Genomic DNA, 17849 nt, shown 5'->3' on the forward strand with positions numbered 1-17849 from the left:
AATTCTTCCGGAATTGCCGCTAGGTAAGCTTGTGCGTTTCGCATTCTCGACATTCACTGGTCGTATCCAAGCCAAGTCAATGCAATGTTTCCGCAAGGTGACCCATGACCAGTTCCCTGTTTGCCAACTCCCTCCCCCGTGCTGCCGCGGCCCTGATCGTGATCGGTGCCGCAGCCCCGGCCAGCGCACAGAACGACCTGACATATGACACGGGCGATGGCAGCTCGATCGAATTTTACGGCCATTTCAGCCCGACATGGGTCAGGACCGATGACGGGCAGGTGTCGCGGACCGTCTTTGCCGACAACGACGCCTCGCCCAGCCGGATCGGCCTGCGCTACCATCTGCCCTTTTCCGACGGGCTGAGCTTCGGTGTGCGTCTTGAAACCGGGCTCGGCCTCGTCTCGACAAGCGAATACGACCAATTCAACGATCCCAAGAAACTGGACTGGCAAAGGACCAGCATCCGCTGGGCCGACCTGTCGTTGAAGGGCCCTTGGGGGAGGGTCTATGCCGGGCAGGGCTCGATGGCGGCCGATGGCGTGACGGAGTACAATTTCGAAGGCGTCCAGATGGCGATCCTGAACGAGCTTCAGGACGAAGACGGCGGTTATCTTCTGCGGCAGGCCAATGGGGCCCTGGGATCCGCGACGCTGGGTCAAAGCTTCAACGGGCTGGATCCGACCCGCCGCGGCCGGATCCGGTACGACACGCCCTTCTTCCGCGGCTTCCAGTTCCGCATCGCCACCGGCAAGGACATCCTGACGCCCGGATCGGAAGACAAGTTCAGCGACGCCCAGATCCACTACAAGCAGACCTTCGGCCAGACGAAGATCACCGGCGGGGTGGGGTACGAGGTGCGCCAGCGTCCCGGTACGCCCGACCGCAAGCGGCTGCTGTCCTCCGTCGCGGTGGAATTCGGCAACGGCGTGAACTTTGCCGTGGCGTCTTCACGCCAGACGGACGGGCCGCGCTACGATTACGCCTCGCTTGGCTACAACGCGCATTTCTGGTCGGTCGGCCAGACCTCGTTCGTCGTCGATTACTTCGACGGCGAAGATTACAACGTGTCCGGCTCGACCTCGCAGTCCTGGGGCATCGGGGCGGCGCAATATTTCCATGACGGGGATTTCCAGGTCTACTTCGGCTACCGCCGCTACGACTACCAGGAGATCCAGACCGCCTTTTACGAGGCCGAAAGCTGGACGCTTGGCGGGCGCTGGAACTTCTGACGCGCCGCAGTGCAGCGTTTCAGGCCATGTGCATCTGCCCTTGAACCTCTCTGCCCGGATCACTAGAAGGCAGCAAATTCGCGCGGCCCGGCGGAGGTTCCATCGGGCCATTTTGCCATCCGTGGCCGTTGCCCAACGCGGCGGTCATCCGAACATGCGCCAGGAAGTTACGGAATGCAGGTCACCGAGACGCTCAACGACGGACTGAAACGCGGCTATGCCATCACCGTGACGGCCGCCGAGATCGACGACAAGGTCAACGAAAAGCTGGTCGAAGCCCAGCCCGACATCGAGATGAAGGGCTTCCGCAAGGGCAAGGTCCCGATGGCGCTGCTGAAAAAGCAGTTCGGCCCGCGCATCATGGGCGAGGTCATGCAGGAGACCATCGACGGCGCGATGTCGAAGCATTTCGAAGACAGCGGCGATCGTCCCGCAGGCCAGCCCGAGGTCAAGATGACCAACGAGGACTGGAAAGAGGGCGACGATCTCGAGGTCGAGATGTCCTACGAAGCCCTGCCCGAGATCCCCGAAGTCGACCTCTCGGGTCTGGAATTCACCCGCTTGGTCGCCAAGGCCGATGACGAGTCGATCAACGAGGCGCTGGAAAGCCTTGCGTCGTCGACGCAGGATTTCGCGCCCCGCGAAGAGGGTGCGGCCGCGGAAGACGGCGACCAGATCGTGATCGACTTCGTCGGCAGCGTCGACGGTGAGGAATTCGAAGGCGGCTCGGCCGAAGATTACCCGCTGGTGCTGGGCTCGAATTCGTTCATTCCCGGCTTTGAAGAGCAGCTGGTCGGTGCCAAGGCCGGTGAAGAGCGCGACGTGAACGTGTCCTTCCCCGAGGAATACGGCGCCGAGCATCTCGCCGGCAAGGACGCCGTCTTTGCCTGCACGGTGAAGGAAGTCAAAGCGCCCGCGCCGGTGGAAATCGACGACGAGCTGGCCAAGAAATTCGGCGCCGACGACCTGGAAGGCCTGAAGGCCCGCATCGCCGAGCAGCTGGAAGGCGAATACGTCTCGGCCGCCCGCAGCCTGATGAAGCGCGAAGTGCTCGACAAGCTGGACGATGCCGTTTCCTTCGAACTGCCGCCGTCGCTGGTGGAAGCCGAGGCGAACCAGATCGCGCACCAGCTGTGGCACGAGGAAAACCCCGACGTCGAAGGCCACGATCACCCCGAGATCACGCCCACGGACGAGCACAAGTCGCTGGCCGAACGCCGCGTGCGCCTGGGCCTGCTGCTGGCCCACCTGGGCGAGAAGGCCGAGATCACGGTCACCGACGCCGAGATGAGCCAGGCCGTCATGGCGCAGGCCCGCAACTACCCGGGTCAGGAACGCCAGTTCTTCGAATTCGTGCAGCAGAACCCGCAGATGCAACAGCAGCTGCGCGCGCCGATCTTCGAAGACAAGGTCGTCGACTACATCGCCGAGCTGGCGAAGGTGGAAGAGCGTGAAGTGACGAAGGACGAACTGAAAGCCGCCGTCGAGGAAATGGACGCGGAAGAGTAATCTTTCCGCCTATTAACGGTTCGAAAAGAAACCCCGTCGGCATTGCCGGCGGGGTTTTTCTTTTGTCTCGCCGGATCGCCCGGATGCAAAAAGGGCGGCGCGGGGGAAACCCGGCCGCCCGATTGGCTGACGCTTACTGGAGCGCCTTGACCTGATCCTGCGTCAGTTCCGGCAGGTTGGCACCATCCGGTGCGAAGTCCGCCCGGACGTAGTTCGCCAGATCGGTCATCTGTGCGACGGTCAGACGGTTTCCGAACGATGGCATCTGCCCGTAATCGTTTGTGTCCGGCCCGGCCTCCTGCGGTTCGATCCCGTGGGTCACGACCGAGATCAGGTTGCGGCCATCCGGCTGGCCAAGGGTCGAGTTGCCCTTCAGCGCCGGCACGGCCCCCTTGATCCCTTCGCCCTTGTCGCCATGACAGATCGAGCAATGCGACAGGAAGATGCCCTGACCTTCCTTGTTGGGATGCGCCGCATCGCCAAGGGCTGCCACGGCCTTTTCGCCCTTGGTCGGCGAATCCGCCGGTTCGTCCATCAGGAAGGTGGCTACGGCCTGCAGGTCGTCATGGGTCATGTGACGGAAGGAGTTCTTCACGGCCAGGAACATCTCGCCAAAGGCGGACCCCTGCGGGCTGGCGCCGGTCTGCAGGAAGATAACGAGGTCTTCCCGCGTCCAGCCACGTTCCTTCAGCGGTCCGGGGCGGATGTCGGGGGCTTCCAGTTCGCCCAGGATACCGCCCGACAGGAAGTCGCCTTCGCCGGTCTTCATCGCGCCTAGGGCGTTCCGCGGGGTGTGGCATTCGCCGCAATGGCCGAGGCCTTCGACGATCCACTTGCCGCGGTTCCACGCGTCATCCTTGCCTTCGGTCGGCTGGAACGGCGCGCGGTCGGCGAACATGAAATCCCAGCCGAACATGGCGGGTCGGATGTTGAAGGGAAAGCCCATCTCGTTCGGGGTCTTGGGCCGTTTCACCGGATCCAGGCTTTGCAGGTAGGCAAAGATCTTGTCGCTGTCGTCGCGGCTGACATTGTGGAACGAGGTATAGGGCATCGCCGGGTACAGGGGCGCCCAGACCGAATCCGCGCCGTAGGCGATCAGCTGGTAGAACTCGGCCGAGGTCATGTTGCCGATGCCGGTTTCCTTGTCGGGGGTGATGTTGGGCGAATAGATCGTGCCGAAGGGCGTGGCCATCGGGTAGCCGCCTGCCAGTTCCGGCGCCTTGCCTTCGGCCGTGTGGCACGACACGCAATCGCCCAGCTGGACGTAGTATTCGCCTTCCTTGATATCTGACGCCGCGGTCAGCGTGGCGCGTTCTTCTGCCTTGGGAACCCCCCAGATGAAGATGAAGGCGCCGAAGCCTATCAGGCCCACGATGCCCAGAAAGATCAGCCCGCCTATGAGTCTCAGCATCGATTAGCTCTCCTTGGTAAGGCGCGGATCCTGTTCGATCAGGGCGCGCATGGCTTCATAATAGCGAACATATCCCGAGCATCGGCAAATATGTTCGCCAAGTGCTGTTTCGATGGTCGCTTCGATTTCGTTTTTCGGGATCGGAGCCTGCTTCAGCGTCTCGATCATGAGCGTGGCTTCGTTGACGAAGCCGGGGGTGCAATAGCCGCACTGAAAGGCAAAATGGTCGACGAAGGCCTGCTGCACGTCTGACAGGGTGGCCCCGTCGGCGTGGCCTTCGACGGTGGTGATTTTCAGGCCGTCGAAACTGGCGGCCCCGTTGATGCAGGTGCGTTCGGTGTCCCGGGTGCCGTCGCCGCGTTCCACGATCACGACGCAGGCATGGCAGATCCCCAGCCCGCAGCCGAACTTGGTGCCGGTCAGGCCAAGATGATCGTTCAGGTAGTCGATCATCGGCAGGGTGTCGGGCACCTCGTGCGGGCCCACGGGGGCGCCGTTCACGGTCATGCTGATTGTCGTTGTCGGGATCATCTCACAGCGCCTTCCGGATGTCGTCCTGCGTCACCGGCAGCTTGGTAAACCGATGGCCCGTCGCCTCGCGCAGGCCGTTCAGGATCGCGGGCACGACGGGGATCATCACGACCTCTCCCATGCCCTTGGGCGGATCGGTTTCGCTGAGAGGGTCCAGCACCTCCAGCGTCATGTTCCAGACAGGCACATCCGCAGCCTTGGGCACGTGGTAGCGGTTCAGGTTCCATGTGCCGTTGCCGGGACCGTCCTCGTACAGCGGCAGATCCTCGTGCAGGGCATAACCGATCCCCATCGCGATCCCGCCTTCGGAGTTGCCGGAAACCAGCTCGGGAACCAGTTGCGATCCGCATTCCAGCACCTGGTGAACGCCCAGCACCTGGACCGAGCCGTCGTTCCGGCCCACGGCCAGCGCCACCACAGCCCCGCAGGCGGAATAGTAATTCACGCCCACCCGTTCCATCGCCGCAGACGGAAACGCGACCGATGTCCGGTCGAGCAGCTGCCAGTCGGCCGATCCCTTCTGCACCGCCAGTGCATCCACCGGCCCGCGCCATCGGGTGCCGTCGATGTCGAATTCCGCCGTGGCCCAGCTCCACCGGTTGAAGGCATGGAGCATCGCGCCGGTAACCAGCCCCATCTCGTGCGCCCTTGCGGCCAGTCGCGGCAGGGGGATCGGTTCCATCCCGGCCCCCGTCAGCGCGCCATCGCTCCAGCGCAGATCTGCGTAGGTTACGAATTCGCCCGCCTGCTGGCCGCCCAGCTGTCCTTCGGACCAGATCGCCTGCGCCGCGGGCCACAGGCCGAACCGCCGGATCACTTCGGCCGCCTGATCCACGGCGGCCGCGTTCACATGCGCCCCGATCGAGGCACTGGCGGGCGAAGAGATCTGCGGAACCCAGCGCGGGTTCTTCGAGGCTTCGTCCTGATCCGCCTGGCTGATCCCCCAGGGGTTGCCCGAACTCACCAGCTGCAGCGGATCCCAGTGGGCCGGTTCATCCGTGCGCACGGTCGTGGCCAGCTGCCCCAGCCGCCGCGCCGCGCGCGCGGCCAGCGCGGTGGTGATGCCGGTGCCCATCTCGATGACGTTGCCGGTGATCTCGATCACGCCATCCGTCGTCAGGCTGACCGATGACAGCACCCCGTCGGCGCCGGTCCCGAAATCCTTCATCACGCAGGCCATGCCGACAGCGTAGGTATAGCCGGAATTGGCCCATTCGAACACGGTCTTGTCCCTGTCGCGGTTCTGCCAAAGGGACGCCTGTTCCAGCCGGTCCAGCACCTCCTTCGTCCGTATCATGCCCGATGCGGGGTTGCCGGTCATGTTGAGCGCGCCGGTCTGCAACATGTTCCTGCGGCGCAGCGCGAACGGGTCGATCTTCAGCCCGCGGGCGATGTCGTCGACAAGGCATTCGGTGGCCGTCATGGTCTGCAGCGTGCCGTAGCCGCGCATCGACCCGGCACAGACACCGCGGGACGACTTGGCGACGGTGGTGACATCGGACTTCGGGAAATAGTAGATCGACGGCGCCCCGGTGGCGGCCACATCCGCAACCGAGGCAGAGAAGTTCGCCCGCCCGCCGCCGTTGCAGTCCAGATCGGCCGTGAAGGTCGTGAACATGCCGGTTTGCGGTTCGACACCGATCTGCATGTCCGCCGTGATGGCATGGCGTTTCAACCCGAACTGGAACTGCTCGAACCGGTTCAGCGCAAGGCGCACCGGCCGGCCGCCGGCAAAGAGCGCGGCCAGCGCCACGTAGAGCGGCACGATGGTGTGATCCTTGCCGCCGAACCCGCCGCCAAGGTAGCCGAAATGACCTTCGATATGGCGGACCTCGTGGGCGGTGTCGGCCTTGGCGACCATCCCGGCAATGCCTTCAAGGATCGCTTGGGGCGACTGCACCCCCAACACCGCGTTCAGGGTCTTCTTGGACGCGTCGTACCAGGCCAGCCCGCTTTCCGGTTCCATGAAGACCTGGTCGACGGATTGCGTTTCGAACGTGATCCCGAACACCTGACCGGCCGTGCCATCGGCGAGCGCCTTGCGCATCGCCTCGCCATAGGCCGTGGCCCGGCCCGGGCCCTGTCCGTCAGGCTTTGCGGGCGACCACACTGGCGCCTCGCCCTTCTGGTAGCGCGCCGGGCCCACCCAGCCATCCTTGACCGGCGAATAGACATCGGGGCCCTCCGGATTGCTCCCGGCGACCCGGGTGAACCGGTTGGCGCCATATGGCCCGCTTTGGGCCGGCGTGCCGGTGGCGCCGAAGCTGGCGATGCTGCCCGCGGACTGCATCCTGAGTCGGGCAGAGGTGAAGCGGTCGAAATCGTGCCAGATCAGGATGGCTGTGGGCTGTCCCAGGTAGGCAGGGGTCTGGCCTTCCGCACAGAGCAGGTCGGTTGCAAAGAAACCGGTGGCGGCGATGTCGGCGGCGTGAAGATCCTTGGCGGTGATGACGATATCCGGCACCAGATCCTCTCCCAACGCGGACAGGTCGAGCCCGGTGTAGATCTTCGCCGCTTCCTGCGCGAAGACGATTGCAGCGTGCGACGTCTCGTCGGGCCAGCTGTCCATGTCGGCGGCGCGGTAGTCGCGGGCATAGATCTTCCGGCCGGTGACTTTGGCGAATCCGTCGACGCGATAGCGGACGTTCCGGTCGCCGTCCTTGCGCCAGCCTTTTTCTTCGGGCTGGAGACTTGCCGTGAACGCGGAGAGTGCGGGCAGGGGGGACAATGCTATCGTGATCCCGCCGGCGACCGAGGCCTTCAGGACCTGCCTGCGGTTCATGCCAGCATGCGAACCCGTCCTTCGGGGCGCATCGCAGCCCGCGCCGTTTTCCGGCACGGCCGCCTGGCGCCGTTCACTATCCATGGGTACCCCCGCACTGCCTTGGCGACTTGAACCGAGCACTCGTTCACCGAAGACATTGCCCGGACCTCTCCCGACAATGCCTGTTCAGGCTGCACGAATTTGCCCAATGTTCCAAGCTTCTATTGCAAGGCGTGGCTGACAGCGGGTGTCTCCGTTGCACGACCGCTATTGCGGGCGGACCTCGGAAAGGGGCCTCCGACCCGGTAATCCAATGACGCTTTGAAACCGGGCCCTCGGATGAGTCCGCTACGGGTGAGGTCCGCGATCCGCTGCCGTACCTGGAACGGAAAAGCCGAACGGCAGCGGTATTTCAAACGTGGCTGTGGGAGAGCAGGATGTCCTCCAAGCGAAAACCGCGCGCAGTCGGATGACTGTGCGCGGCCTGCAATCAGTCCTCGCCGCGCATGCCTGCTCAGTCGAACAGGGTGATATCGCCTGCGCCCGGCGGCGGCGGCGGCGGTTTGACGGCCTTCGGTCGCGGCTGAAGTGTCGGCTCCGACGGGATCGCTTCCTGAAGGAACATGCGCTGCACCTGTCCGGTGCTGGGGCGGAACCTTATCTTCCGTCCCATGGTGCCGCCAATGCAGTGGGCCACGCAGGGAATGCCTTCTTCTCCCAGGAACCAGAAGGCGAATTCGCAGTTGTTCTTTCCGATCTCGTTATTGCCCTTGGTCATCTTTGCGCCGCCAAAGACCTTGGCGCGAAGGTCGCTCCGGCGCGCGCCCTTCTGCAACATCGCGTTGATCAGCAGCTCCATGGAGTTCACGCCGTAGCGCAGATTGCCGTTGCGGTCATCGGGATCGCCGGGGAGCAGAAAATGGTTCATGCCGCCGACACCTGCACCTTCGTCCCATAGGCACGTGGCAACGCACGAGCCGAGGATCGTGACCAGAACGGCCTGCGGATCGTTGGAGAGTTTGAACTCACCCTGGATGACCGTGATAGTTCTGAGGCCGTCTGCGTTCATCGCTGCGTTCGCTTCATTTTGCTTGCGGGACCCTGTTGCGAAGGTCGGGCCGTGTCGCGCTGGATGTCGTTTGTCTCGCACGTGGTCTGCGGGACGTGTGCAGGTCCCATGTCACCACGCGGTCGCCAAGGGGCTCAGTACGGGTCGGGTCGGCATCGGGCCAATAAGGCCCGACACCATTCGTACAAGGCGAGTTCCGGCCTCAGTAATCCTGCCATCCGGAATTGTCGGTCGCGGCGGCAGCGCTTGTTGCGGAGGATCCGAACGTGCCCGTCGCGGCGACCTTCGGCGTGGCCACTTCCGTCTTGACGGCACCGTCCCGGCCCGCCACCCGGAAGCGATCCAATGTCCCGCTCAGGCGTTCCGCTTCCTTCGACAGGGCCTGGCTTGCGGCAGAGGTTTCCTCGATCACGGCAGCATTCTGCTGGGTGACCTTGTCGAGTTCGTTGATGCCCGAGTTGATCTCCTCCAGCCCGGTGGACTGTTCGCGCATCGAGGCCGCGATGTTGGACACCAGTTCCGAGACCTTGCGGATGCGATTGATGATCTCGGCCAGCGCGTCACCGGTCTCGCTGACCAGCATGCCGCCCTCGTTCACCTGCTGTCCGCTCTTCGAAATCAGGTCCTTGATTTCGCGTGCCGATTCCGATGCCCGCTGGGCCAGGGCCCGGACCTCCGAAGCGACAACCGCAAAGCCACGTCCCGATTCCCCGGCGCGGGCCGCTTCCACGCCGGCGTTCAGCGCAAGCAGGTTGGTCTGGAACGCGATATCGTCGATCACACCGATGATCTGGGTGATCTGGCTCGACGATTCCTCGATCTGCTTCATCGCGGCGATTGCGTTCCGGACGATCTCGCCGCTGGCTTCCGCCTGGCGGCGGTTCTCGGCCACCGCGTTGTCGGCCTCTGCCGCATGTTCGGCTGCCGATTTCACGCTGTTCGTCAGCTCGTCCAGAGCGGCTGCAGATTCCTCGAGCGTTGAGGCCTGAGATTCAGAGCGCTGGGACTGGGCATCGGCGACTTGGCTGATCTCGGTCGCGCTGGCCCGGACGCTTTCGGCTGTGCCGACGACCGTCAGCATGACGTCGCTGAAGTTCTCGATCAGTTCGTTCAGATCGTCGCAGACCTTGCGGTAGCTTTCATCCAGCCCGTCCGCATAGCCGATATCGACCCGGGGTGTCAGATCACCGCCCGAAACCTGGCCGATACAGGTGCTGAGGTGGTCAAACAGCGTCGACTTGCGCTTTTCGCTTTCTTCGCGTTCCGCCTGCGCCTGTTCTTCCTGGGAAAGACGGTCGCGGAAGGCGCCAAGGTGGCCGGAGATGCTTCCGATCTCGTCGCGGCGACCGCGGTCCGGTATGTCGGATTCATAGTCGCCACCGGCGATCTGTTCCACCACATGGGTGAGACGCATGAGGGGGTTGCTGACCATCTTGCTGATCGCGATCATGATCGCAACAAGACCGGCTACCATTGCCACACTGGCCATCAGAAGCGCTGTGATGGAATTCTGGACGACCATGGCGCGGGGCTTGTCGAAGTTCCACAAGATTGCTACGGCGCCAACAGTGTCGCCTTCCTTGCCGACCCGGACAGGTTCCGCGACGACCATGCCCCCGCCTTGAGAAAAATGGACATAATCGTTTTCGCTCAGACTGTTCTGTGCGGCTTCGGTGAGCCAGTTGAGGTTCTCTCCCTCGACATCCGAGAACTGGTCCACCACGTTGCCGGACGCATCCACCACGATGATGGATTGAAGACGGATGTCTTCGTTTTCGGTCATCGATTGGTAGATCTGGTTCAGCCGTTCTGCGCGCTGAAACTTCAGCGACGCGCCCATTTGTTGCGAAAGCTGATCCGTCAGCGCCTGCGATGTTTCCAGGAAGAAATTGTTGTTCTGCCGTGTCTGGCTTGTCGCAATGGCGGCAAGCACGACACAGAAGGACAGAATGAAGCCCAGGACGACAATCGATGCCAGTTTGAAACGAAGTCCCATGTTCGGAATCCAATTCCGTTTGAGGAGCCGGCCCGATGCGCGGCCTTTTGCGTTCTGTTCCATGTCACGCTCCGCCATTTTGATTACTGAAGATCCGCCAGGATTTCGACGTTCACACCGACGACGAGGACGCCGATGATCTCTCCCATGTCGTTGCGGACCGGGTGGGCCACGTGGGCCACGTAGGACTGCGAGGAATCGTCGAATGCGATTTCATCGACGTTCAGGTTGCCGGTGTTGTAGGGGACGTCCCATTTCGGTTCGTCGCCCTGCCAGAAGTCGGAGGTGATGTTGCTTTGCCCGACGTTCAGGCCGATACGGTCGGTCACGATGATTTCCGAGAAGAGGCCGCCGTTATCGGACACGATCTGCGTCAAGTGCTGCGACAGGTCGTTGCCGAGGATTTCCTGCACCATTGGTCCGTTGCTGGCGGACTGCGCGGCCCACTGCCGGTCCAGCGCGCCGATCTTGTCGGGCGAATAGTTGTAGGTGACCATGTTCTGATCCTGGATCGCTTCGACAACGACGGGATCCTGGGACATTTCACGGATTGTACCGCGTCCGATTTCTTCGAGGATGCCCTGGAAGTCTTCGGCGACGGCGGGAGCGGCGAGAGAGACCGAAAAGACGGCGAGGGCGGCGGCCGACACCGCCGATTTCAGGTTGGTCATGAGTGATCCTTCATGTCTTGATGTGCGAACAGCCGCACGGCGCGATCTGCGGGGAACGTGACACAGGTGAATTAACAAACCATCTAGGCTGGCACGGTCCGGGCGGGCCTAGCGGCACGCCCGGACATTGCGGGTCATCCCGCCGGCGCAACGGCCGAGGCTGGCCAGGTTGCGGTCGATTTCCAGGTGGAACTTCGCCAACCGGTCGATAATGCCGCCAAGGGCGTCGTCGGCGTTCTTCCGGCGACCGCTTTCCACGCGGCACATCAGCTTGACGACGTCGAGCCCGTTGATCCGCCGCCGAAGCCGGCGGCAGGTTTCCGAAAGCCGTTCGGCATGTGCGCCGATCGTCTTCAGGGAATCGTTGGCGCGGTTGCGTGAGTGATTGGCAAACTGTTCGATGATCGCCAGTTCGCCGTCGGTATCGGCACCGATCGCTGTCAGTTCACCGCGCATCGAGACGAGCTCCCGGGCCGCCTCGGCCGCGAGATCGGCCGCCTGGAGGGAGAAGTGGCCGGCCGCCACCGTCTGGCGGATATGGCGGAACGCTTGACCGTCATCGGCATTGAGAGCGGCCAGTTCCTGGCCCATATCGGCGGCCATGACCTCGTAGTTCTGGGAGATCGAGCTGATCGCCGCGCCCCCGTCCTCCATCCGGTTGGACAGGATGCGCATGTTGATCGGCTCGGCCCGTACGTTGCGGAAACCCTCCGACATGCGGTTGACGTAACCGTCTGAATCTTCGGCCAGTTTCAGGATGGAATCCAGCGCCTCCTGCCGGGTCCGTTCCATCTTGCCGATCTCGCTGGCGCGCGCGTTCATTTCCATGTCGAGCGTGCAGCGCATGAAGGTTTCGTAATCGGAGTGCCCGATTTCCTTCAGTTTCTCGAGGAACAGCTCGGCGCTTCTTTCCGGCTTCAGGTTTTCCTTGGTTTCCCGCGCGCGCAGTTCGGAATAGATGCCGGCCATCTGGTCGCGGGAGCTGTCTTGCGGGCGGATCCGGATCGACAGGTATCCCCCCGGGCAGGGTGCGACGAGCGCTAGCGCCCAGTAGTGCTTTCCGACCTTGGTGCGGTTCTTGACGTAGGCGACAACGGGCAGGCCCTGTTTCAGGCGGTCCCAGAACAGCCAGAACACGCCCTTGGGCATGTCGGGATGCCGGATCAGCTTGTGTGGTGCGCCGATGAGGTCTTCCCAGCGGTATCCGGATATTTCGCGGAAGGTCGTGTTGCCGAAGATCACGATGCCGCGCTCGTCGGCCCGGGAATAAATGATCTGGTCGGGACGGAACGGCGCCGTCATTTCATCGTCTTGAGCTTCAGCCACGTCCACAGGATCGAAATCCTCCATCGCCAGCCTCCAGAATGGCATTCACAGGTGCATGCGCGCGTATTCGCCGCCACGAAGGGCCGCGGAACGCACCAGGCCCATTCGATCTAGCACCGAAGTCTTGACGGTCGGTGAAGGCCCGGCCGCTTGCGTGCCGCGTCGGCGCCGGGCTAACTGCACCGAAACGATGACATCAGGAGACCCACGATGAGTGACCTTGTTGGCCGTTCGGCGGCAGAATTGGCCGAAATGGTCCGGGATGGCGGTGTTACGGCGGTGGACGTGACCCGCGCGCACCTTGACCGGATCACCGCGACCAACGGGGCGATCAATTCAATTGTCGATGTTTTCCCGGAGGAGTCGCTGGAGGACGCCGAGAAGGTGGACCGAATCCGGGCCGAGGGCGGCGATCCGGGCCCGATGGCGGGGGTGCCAGTGACGATCAAGTGCCTGGCCGACCAGGTGGGCCATGCGACGACCAACGGGCTGAAACTGCAGAAAGACCTGATCGCGACCGAGGACACGCCCGTCGTGTCGAACCTCCGCAAGGCGGGGGCGGTGATCGTGGGGCGGACGAACACGCCCGCCTTTTCGCTGCGGTGGTTCACCCGGAACGACCTGCACGGGCAGACGCTGAACCCGCGCGACACGTCGCTGACGCCGGGCGGATCGTCGGGCGGTGCCTCGGCCTCCGTCGCCGCCGGGCAGTGCGCGGTGGGGCACGGGACGGATATTGCCGGATCGATCCGCTATCCGGCCTATGCCTGCGGGCTGCACGGGTTGCGGCCCACGATTGGCCGAGTGCCCGCGCACAACTTTTCGGCCCAGGATCGGTTCTTCGGGGCGCAGATGATGGCGTGCCACGGCCCCATCGCGCGCGAGATGAAGGACATCGCCCTGTCTTTCGCCGCCATGGCCGCGCCCGATGTGCGCGATCCGGTCTATAACCCTGTGCCTCTTGCGGGTCCGGACTATCCCAAGCGCGTGGCGCTGACCCATGCGCCGGGGGGCATGCCGGTGGTGCCGGGGGTGACCGCCGCGCTGGAAGACGCGGCCGCGCGGCTGCGCGATGCGGGGTGGGAGGTTGACGAGGTCGAAGGCCCGCCCGCGCGCGAGGCGGCCGAGATCAACAGCATCCTGTGGGCGGGCGACGGATCCATGATCCGCGAGATCTTCGAACGCGAAGGCGACGCCGATGCGCTTTTCATCATAAAGCAGTTGCACCGCCATGCAGGGCCGGTCGATTTCGACCGCCTCATGAAAGCCGGGCAGGCGCGGATGGGGATCCTGCGGGAATGGCAGATGTTCATGGACCGCTACCCGGTGATCCTGTGCCCAAGCTCAGGCCAGTTGCCGTTTCCGCAGCAGATGGATGTCGCGTCGGAGGATGCGTTCGACGAGGTGTTCGAAGCCCAGCTTTTGCAACGCGCGATCCCGGCTCTGGGGCTGCCGGGGCTGGCGGTGTCGACGGGGTTTGCAGGCTCTGCCCCTGTCGGGGTGCAACTGGTGGCACAACGGTTCCGCGAGGATATCCTGATCGCCGCCGGCACCGATATCGAGGCGCGCGGTCCGGTCCCTGCGATCTGCACGCCCTGATCCCCCTCGCGCTGGACGCGGGGCTGGGATAAAGCGGCGGGATGCAGAACGGACCCGAATTCGAGATCTTCCTGGCCACTGTGCCGGGCATGGAAGAAACCCTTCGCGCGGAGGCGCTTGCCGAAGGCTTCGACACGCCCAGGGCCGTGCCCGGCGGGGTGGAGACGCGGGGCACCTGGCCCGAAATCTGGCGTGCCAACCTTGTGCTGCGCGGCGCCTCGCGCGTGTTGGTGCGGGTGGCCGAATTCCGGGCGATGCATCCTGCGCAGCTGGACAAGCGGTCGCGCAAGGTGGACTGGGCCAGCGTGCTGACGCCCGAAGCGCCCGTCCGGGTGGATGCCAGTTGCCGCGCCTCGAAGATCTATCACGCGGGCGCCGCCGCCCAGCGGGTGGCCACGGCGATCCGCGAGACGGTGGGGGCGACGGTCACCGAAGGAACCAAGGGCAAGGCCGGGGGCGAGGACGACGCGCCGACGGTCGCGCAGATCCGTGTCTTCGTGCGGATCGAGGATGATCTGTGCACGATCAGCGTCGACAGTTCCGGGGAGCTTCTCCACCGCCGCGGCCACAAGCCCGCCGTGGGCAAGGCGCCGATGCGGGAGACGCTGGCGGCGCTGTTCCTAGCGCAATGCGGGTTCGATGGAACGCAGCCCGTGCTGGACCCGATGTGCGGCTCCGGCACCTTCGTGATCGAGGCGGCCGAGATCGCGATGGGGCTGGCCCCAGGCCGGTCGCGCAGCTTCGCCTTCGAACAGCTGGCCGGGTTCGATCCGGCGGCGTGGGAGGTTGTGAAGGCCGCCTGTACCCTGCGCGCCGTGCCCGAGGGTCTGCGCTTCTACGGGTCGGACCGGGATGCCGGCGCCATCGCCAATGCCACCGCCAACGCCGCGCGATCGGGGGTGGAGGCGGTGACGTCGTTCCGGCAGGCCTCGGTCAGCGAGATCGTCCGGCCCGAAGGACCGCCGGGGATCGTCATCGTCAACCCGCCCTACGGTGCGCGGATCGGGAACCGGAAGCTGCTGTTCGGGCTTTATGGTTCGCTGGGCGACGTGCTGAAGACCCGCTTCCGCGGCTGGCGCGTGGGGATTGTCACCAGCGACGGCGGGCTGGCCAAGGCCAGCGGTCTGTCCTTCGTGCCGCAAGGGCCGCCGATCCCGCATGGCGGGCTGAAGGTGAAACTCTACCGCACCGATCCGTTGCGATAGGTCTCAGACCTCCGCCATCTCCGAGGCAAGGAGCGCCAGTCCCGACAGCGGGGCAAGGTCATCCGTGATCAGCGACAGGGGCGGGTGCTGGGTCAGCGGGCGGTGGCCCAGTGTTTCATATTGCTGGATCAAGCCTTCGCCGGCAAGCGATTCCACCAGCGCCCGGAAGACCGAGCCGCCAAGATAGAACCCGTCGGCGGGGCGGTAATAGAAGTTAAGCTGGTGGATCAGCCAGGCCGTCAGCTCGGCCAGCAGGGCCACGGTACGGGCGGCGGGATCGGAGGTCTCGGTGCCCGGGGGCACCGCGCGGGCCATGATCTGGGGCGAGGTCAGATCCGCCGGCGCGCCGGTGACAAGGCTGTAGAGATGCGCCACGCCGCGGCCGCTCAGGATCTCCTCCACCGTGACGTTCGTATCAAACCGGCCTTCGGTCGCCTCGACGATCCGGCCCAGGACGGGGCTGGGTACGGCCGTGGGGCCGATATCGCATTCGCTGGCTACCACGACACGCCGGTTCAGGTGCACCGCCTGGCTGCCGTTGATGCCGGTTCCGCAGGCCAGCACGAAGCTTTGCCCGTTCCTGGCAAACCCCGATCCTGCGTGCAGCGGGCGGGTCTGGTCGGGATGCATCGCGTAGGTGGCGTAGCCAAGCGCCATCAGATCGTTCAGGAACGCCATCGGACCGTCAAAGCCATCCTGCAGGGTGGCCATGACGCCCGCGCGGTCGAAATGCCAGTCGCGGTTGGTCAGCCGGATGCTGTCAATCTCGGCCGGTCCCGCCATGGCCAATGCGCAGCCTTCGATATCGGGACGACCCAGCGCCCCAAGATAGGCGTCGAGCACGGCATAGCCGCTGTCGTAATCGTCGTTGCGGAAGGATTTCACCTCGATCGGCCGGCCGGATCCGGGCCAGAGCGCAAGCCGGGAATTGGTGCCGCCGATATCGGCAAGAAGATAGGCGTTGCCCTGGGCTGTCATGTGCTGTCGATCCCTGAGATGTGCCGAAGGTCTACAGGCTTTCAAGGAAGCGCAGCAAGGCCGCATGGTCGGCTTGTGGCATTGCGATCACGGCATCGGGTCGGGCTTGCGCGTCTTCGCCATGCCAACGGATCGCTTCGAGCAAATTTCGGGCACGTCCGTCATGCACGCGCCCGTGTGTCGGCCGTGCGATGCAGTCGCCATAGCCTGCGGGGGAGAGGGGCGTGGCGTTGGCGGTATCGCCGGGCTTCAGGCCGAAGCGGCCCGGCATCTGCAAGGATATCGGCGGCGGGCATCGCCTTCAGCAGGCCCGGCCCGATCATCCTCGAGGAAGCCCGGGGGCGGCGCCGCGCGTGCCGGTCAGCCGTCGATCTGGCTGGCGATCTGGGCGATGGCCTGCTGGTAGACGGTTGCCGCGTTCCATTGGCCGATGACGGCGAAGTTGGGCTGACCGGGCTGGTAACCCTGACCCGGGCGCCAACCCTTCTGGCGCAGGAAATTGGCCGTCGAGGCCAGCGCGTCGGACTGATTGTTCAGATCGACCCGGCCGTTGCCATCCGCATCGACCCCGTAGGCCAGCGCATTGCCCGGCAGGAACTGGGTGTGGCCCAACTCGCCATGCTTGGCGCCGCGGCTGTTGGGCGTGATCATGCCCAGGTCGACCATCTTCAGCGCGGCGATGGCGTGGGGCTTGAAGAAGTCCGACCGGCGGCAATCGTAGGTCAGCGTGACGATGGCCGAAACGACGGGCGTGTCGCCGGTGAAGCGGCCGAAGCCGGTTTCCATGCCGTGGATCGAGATGATCACGCCCGCCGGCACCCCGTAGATGCGTTCGAGCGCGTCGTAAAAGCTCTGGCTTTGGGCCTTCCGCTGTTTGCCCTGGGCGATGATCGTCGGGGCGCCGCGGACCTGCATGAACTTGGGCAGGGAGTATTTGAAGCTCTTCTGGTTGCGGTCGGCCGAGATGGTGGAAGAGGAATAGCTGGTCGCGGCCAGCGCCTGAAGGCCGCGGGCGCCCACGCCGTTGCGCTGGGCCTCCTGGGCGAACTGGGCTTTCCAGGCGTCGAACCCTGCACCGGTATTGCCGCAGCTTTGCGCGAGCGCGGTCACGGGCGCCAGAAGACCAAGGCCCACCAGGGCAGAGGCGAGCCATCGCCGGGGACCTGACAGCCGGGTCGGGGGTTCGGCGAGAGGGCGAGAGGAATGCATCGACATGGTCTGGGCGCCTTTGGTCAAACTGCGGAACCTGTCGACAGACTACACTCAGAACGGCAGCACCGCCAGTTCCGGCGCCGCTTCGGGGAAGTTTCCTGTCAAATGTAGTGAATGCGCCCCTGCGTGGGGGGCTATCTGGCCGTTCCAGCTTTGACCCGGCCGGGTGCACGGTGCGCCGATGAGGACGAATCGCGCCCGCGGACGGTCCTCCCGCCCACCCCGCCGGATCGCGTTCCGCGATCCGCCGCCGCCCTTGAGCGCGATGCGGCGCGTGCCGCGCCGCAGAGGTGGAGACGGTTGAACGGAACCGCGACGGAACGTGCACAGCCGGACCCAGGGAGAC

The 17849-nt window shown here is 64.5% G+C and carries 14 protein-coding genes; 4 read left to right on the top strand and 10 right to left on the bottom strand.

All coding sequences use genetic code 11. The annotated features are described in order from the left end of the window. The first annotated feature begins 104 nt into the window (after nt 1–104). Nucleotides 105–1232, top strand: coding sequence for a porin (locus D4754_RS13200; RefSeq protein ID WP_121064300.1), 1128 nt, complete (start codon nt 105–107; stop codon nt 1230–1232). Nucleotides 1233–1406: 174 nt separating this feature from the next. Beyond that, nucleotides 1407–2741 carry a trigger factor gene (tig, locus tag D4754_RS13205; RefSeq protein WP_121064302.1) on the top strand — a complete coding sequence of 445 codons (1335 nt, stop codon included), beginning with the start codon at nt 1407–1409 and terminating at the stop codon, nt 2739–2741. 133 nt (nt 2742–2874) lie between these two features. Here the strand turns inward: tig and D4754_RS13210 are convergent, their stop codons facing one another. The 7 genes from D4754_RS13210 to D4754_RS13240 all read right to left on the bottom strand — a co-directional run bounded on the left by D4754_RS13210 (nt 2875) and on the right by D4754_RS13240 (nt 12554). After that, a complete protein-coding gene (locus D4754_RS13210; RefSeq protein ID WP_121064304.1) occupies nt 2875–4152 on the bottom strand; it encodes a c-type cytochrome in 1278 nt (425 codons plus the stop codon). A gap of 3 nt (nt 4153–4155) precedes the next feature. Continuing rightward, nucleotides 4156–4683: a (2Fe-2S)-binding protein gene (locus D4754_RS13215; RefSeq protein WP_121064306.1), complete on the bottom strand. Its 528-nt coding sequence runs from the start codon at nt 4681–4683 to the stop codon at nt 4156–4158. A gap of 1 nt (nt 4684) precedes the next feature. Beyond that, on the bottom strand, nt 4685–7465 hold the full coding sequence (locus D4754_RS13220; protein WP_205589631.1) for a xanthine dehydrogenase family protein molybdopterin-binding subunit: 2781 nt from the start codon (nt 7463–7465) through the stop codon (nt 4685–4687). 496 nt (nt 7466–7961) lie between these two features. Then, complete coding sequence (locus D4754_RS13225; RefSeq protein ID WP_121064310.1) at nt 7962–8516, bottom strand: chemotaxis protein CheD; 555 nt, start codon at nt 8514–8516, stop codon at nt 7962–7964. Nucleotides 8517–8718: 202 nt separating this feature from the next. Further along, nucleotides 8719–10512 carry a methyl-accepting chemotaxis protein gene (locus tag D4754_RS13230; RefSeq protein ID WP_163025900.1) on the bottom strand — a complete coding sequence of 598 codons (1794 nt, stop codon included), beginning with the start codon at nt 10510–10512 and terminating at the stop codon, nt 8719–8721. Nucleotides 10513–10595: 83 nt separating this feature from the next. After that, nucleotides 10596–11183 carry a PDC sensor domain-containing protein gene (locus D4754_RS13235; protein WP_121064314.1) on the bottom strand — a complete coding sequence of 196 codons (588 nt, stop codon included), beginning with the start codon at nt 11181–11183 and terminating at the stop codon, nt 10596–10598. A 108-nt stretch (nt 11184–11291) separates the two neighbouring features. Next, a complete protein-coding gene (locus D4754_RS13240) occupies nt 11292–12554 on the bottom strand; it encodes a PAS domain-containing protein (RefSeq protein WP_121064316.1) in 1263 nt (420 codons plus the stop codon). Nucleotides 12555–12719: 165 nt separating this feature from the next. Between D4754_RS13240 and D4754_RS13245 the strand changes: the two genes are divergently transcribed. Next, nucleotides 12720–14108 carry an amidase family protein gene (locus D4754_RS13245; RefSeq protein ID WP_121064319.1) on the top strand — a complete coding sequence of 463 codons (1389 nt, stop codon included), beginning with the start codon at nt 12720–12722 and terminating at the stop codon, nt 14106–14108. A gap of 41 nt (nt 14109–14149) precedes the next feature. Beyond that, a complete protein-coding gene (locus D4754_RS13250) occupies nt 14150–15313 on the top strand; it encodes a THUMP domain-containing class I SAM-dependent RNA methyltransferase (RefSeq protein ID WP_121064321.1) in 1164 nt (387 codons plus the stop codon). Between the two features lie 3 nt (nt 15314–15316). On the opposite strand, the gene D4754_RS13255 is transcribed toward D4754_RS13250, so the two are convergent. The 3 genes from D4754_RS13255 to D4754_RS13265 form a co-directional block, all read right to left on the bottom strand. Beyond that, nucleotides 15317–16291: a glucokinase gene (locus D4754_RS13255; RefSeq protein ID WP_163025901.1), complete on the bottom strand. Its 975-nt coding sequence runs from the start codon at nt 16289–16291 to the stop codon at nt 15317–15319. A gap of 31 nt (nt 16292–16322) precedes the next feature. Further along, nucleotides 16323–16562, bottom strand: a complete 240-nt coding sequence (locus tag D4754_RS24565; RefSeq protein WP_121064325.1) for a di-heme oxidoredictase family protein — start codon at nt 16560–16562, stop codon at nt 16323–16325. Between the two features lie 89 nt (nt 16563–16651). Continuing rightward, entirely contained in the window at nt 16652–17500 is an 849-nt protein-coding gene (locus D4754_RS13265; RefSeq protein ID WP_121064788.1) for a lytic murein transglycosylase, read from the bottom strand. Between the last annotated feature and the right edge of the window lie 349 nt (nt 17501–17849).

The sequence above is a fragment of the Chachezhania antarctica genome, assembly GCF_003646465.1.
Lineage (GTDB): Bacteria > Pseudomonadota > Alphaproteobacteria > Rhodobacterales > Rhodobacteraceae > Chachezhania > Chachezhania antarctica.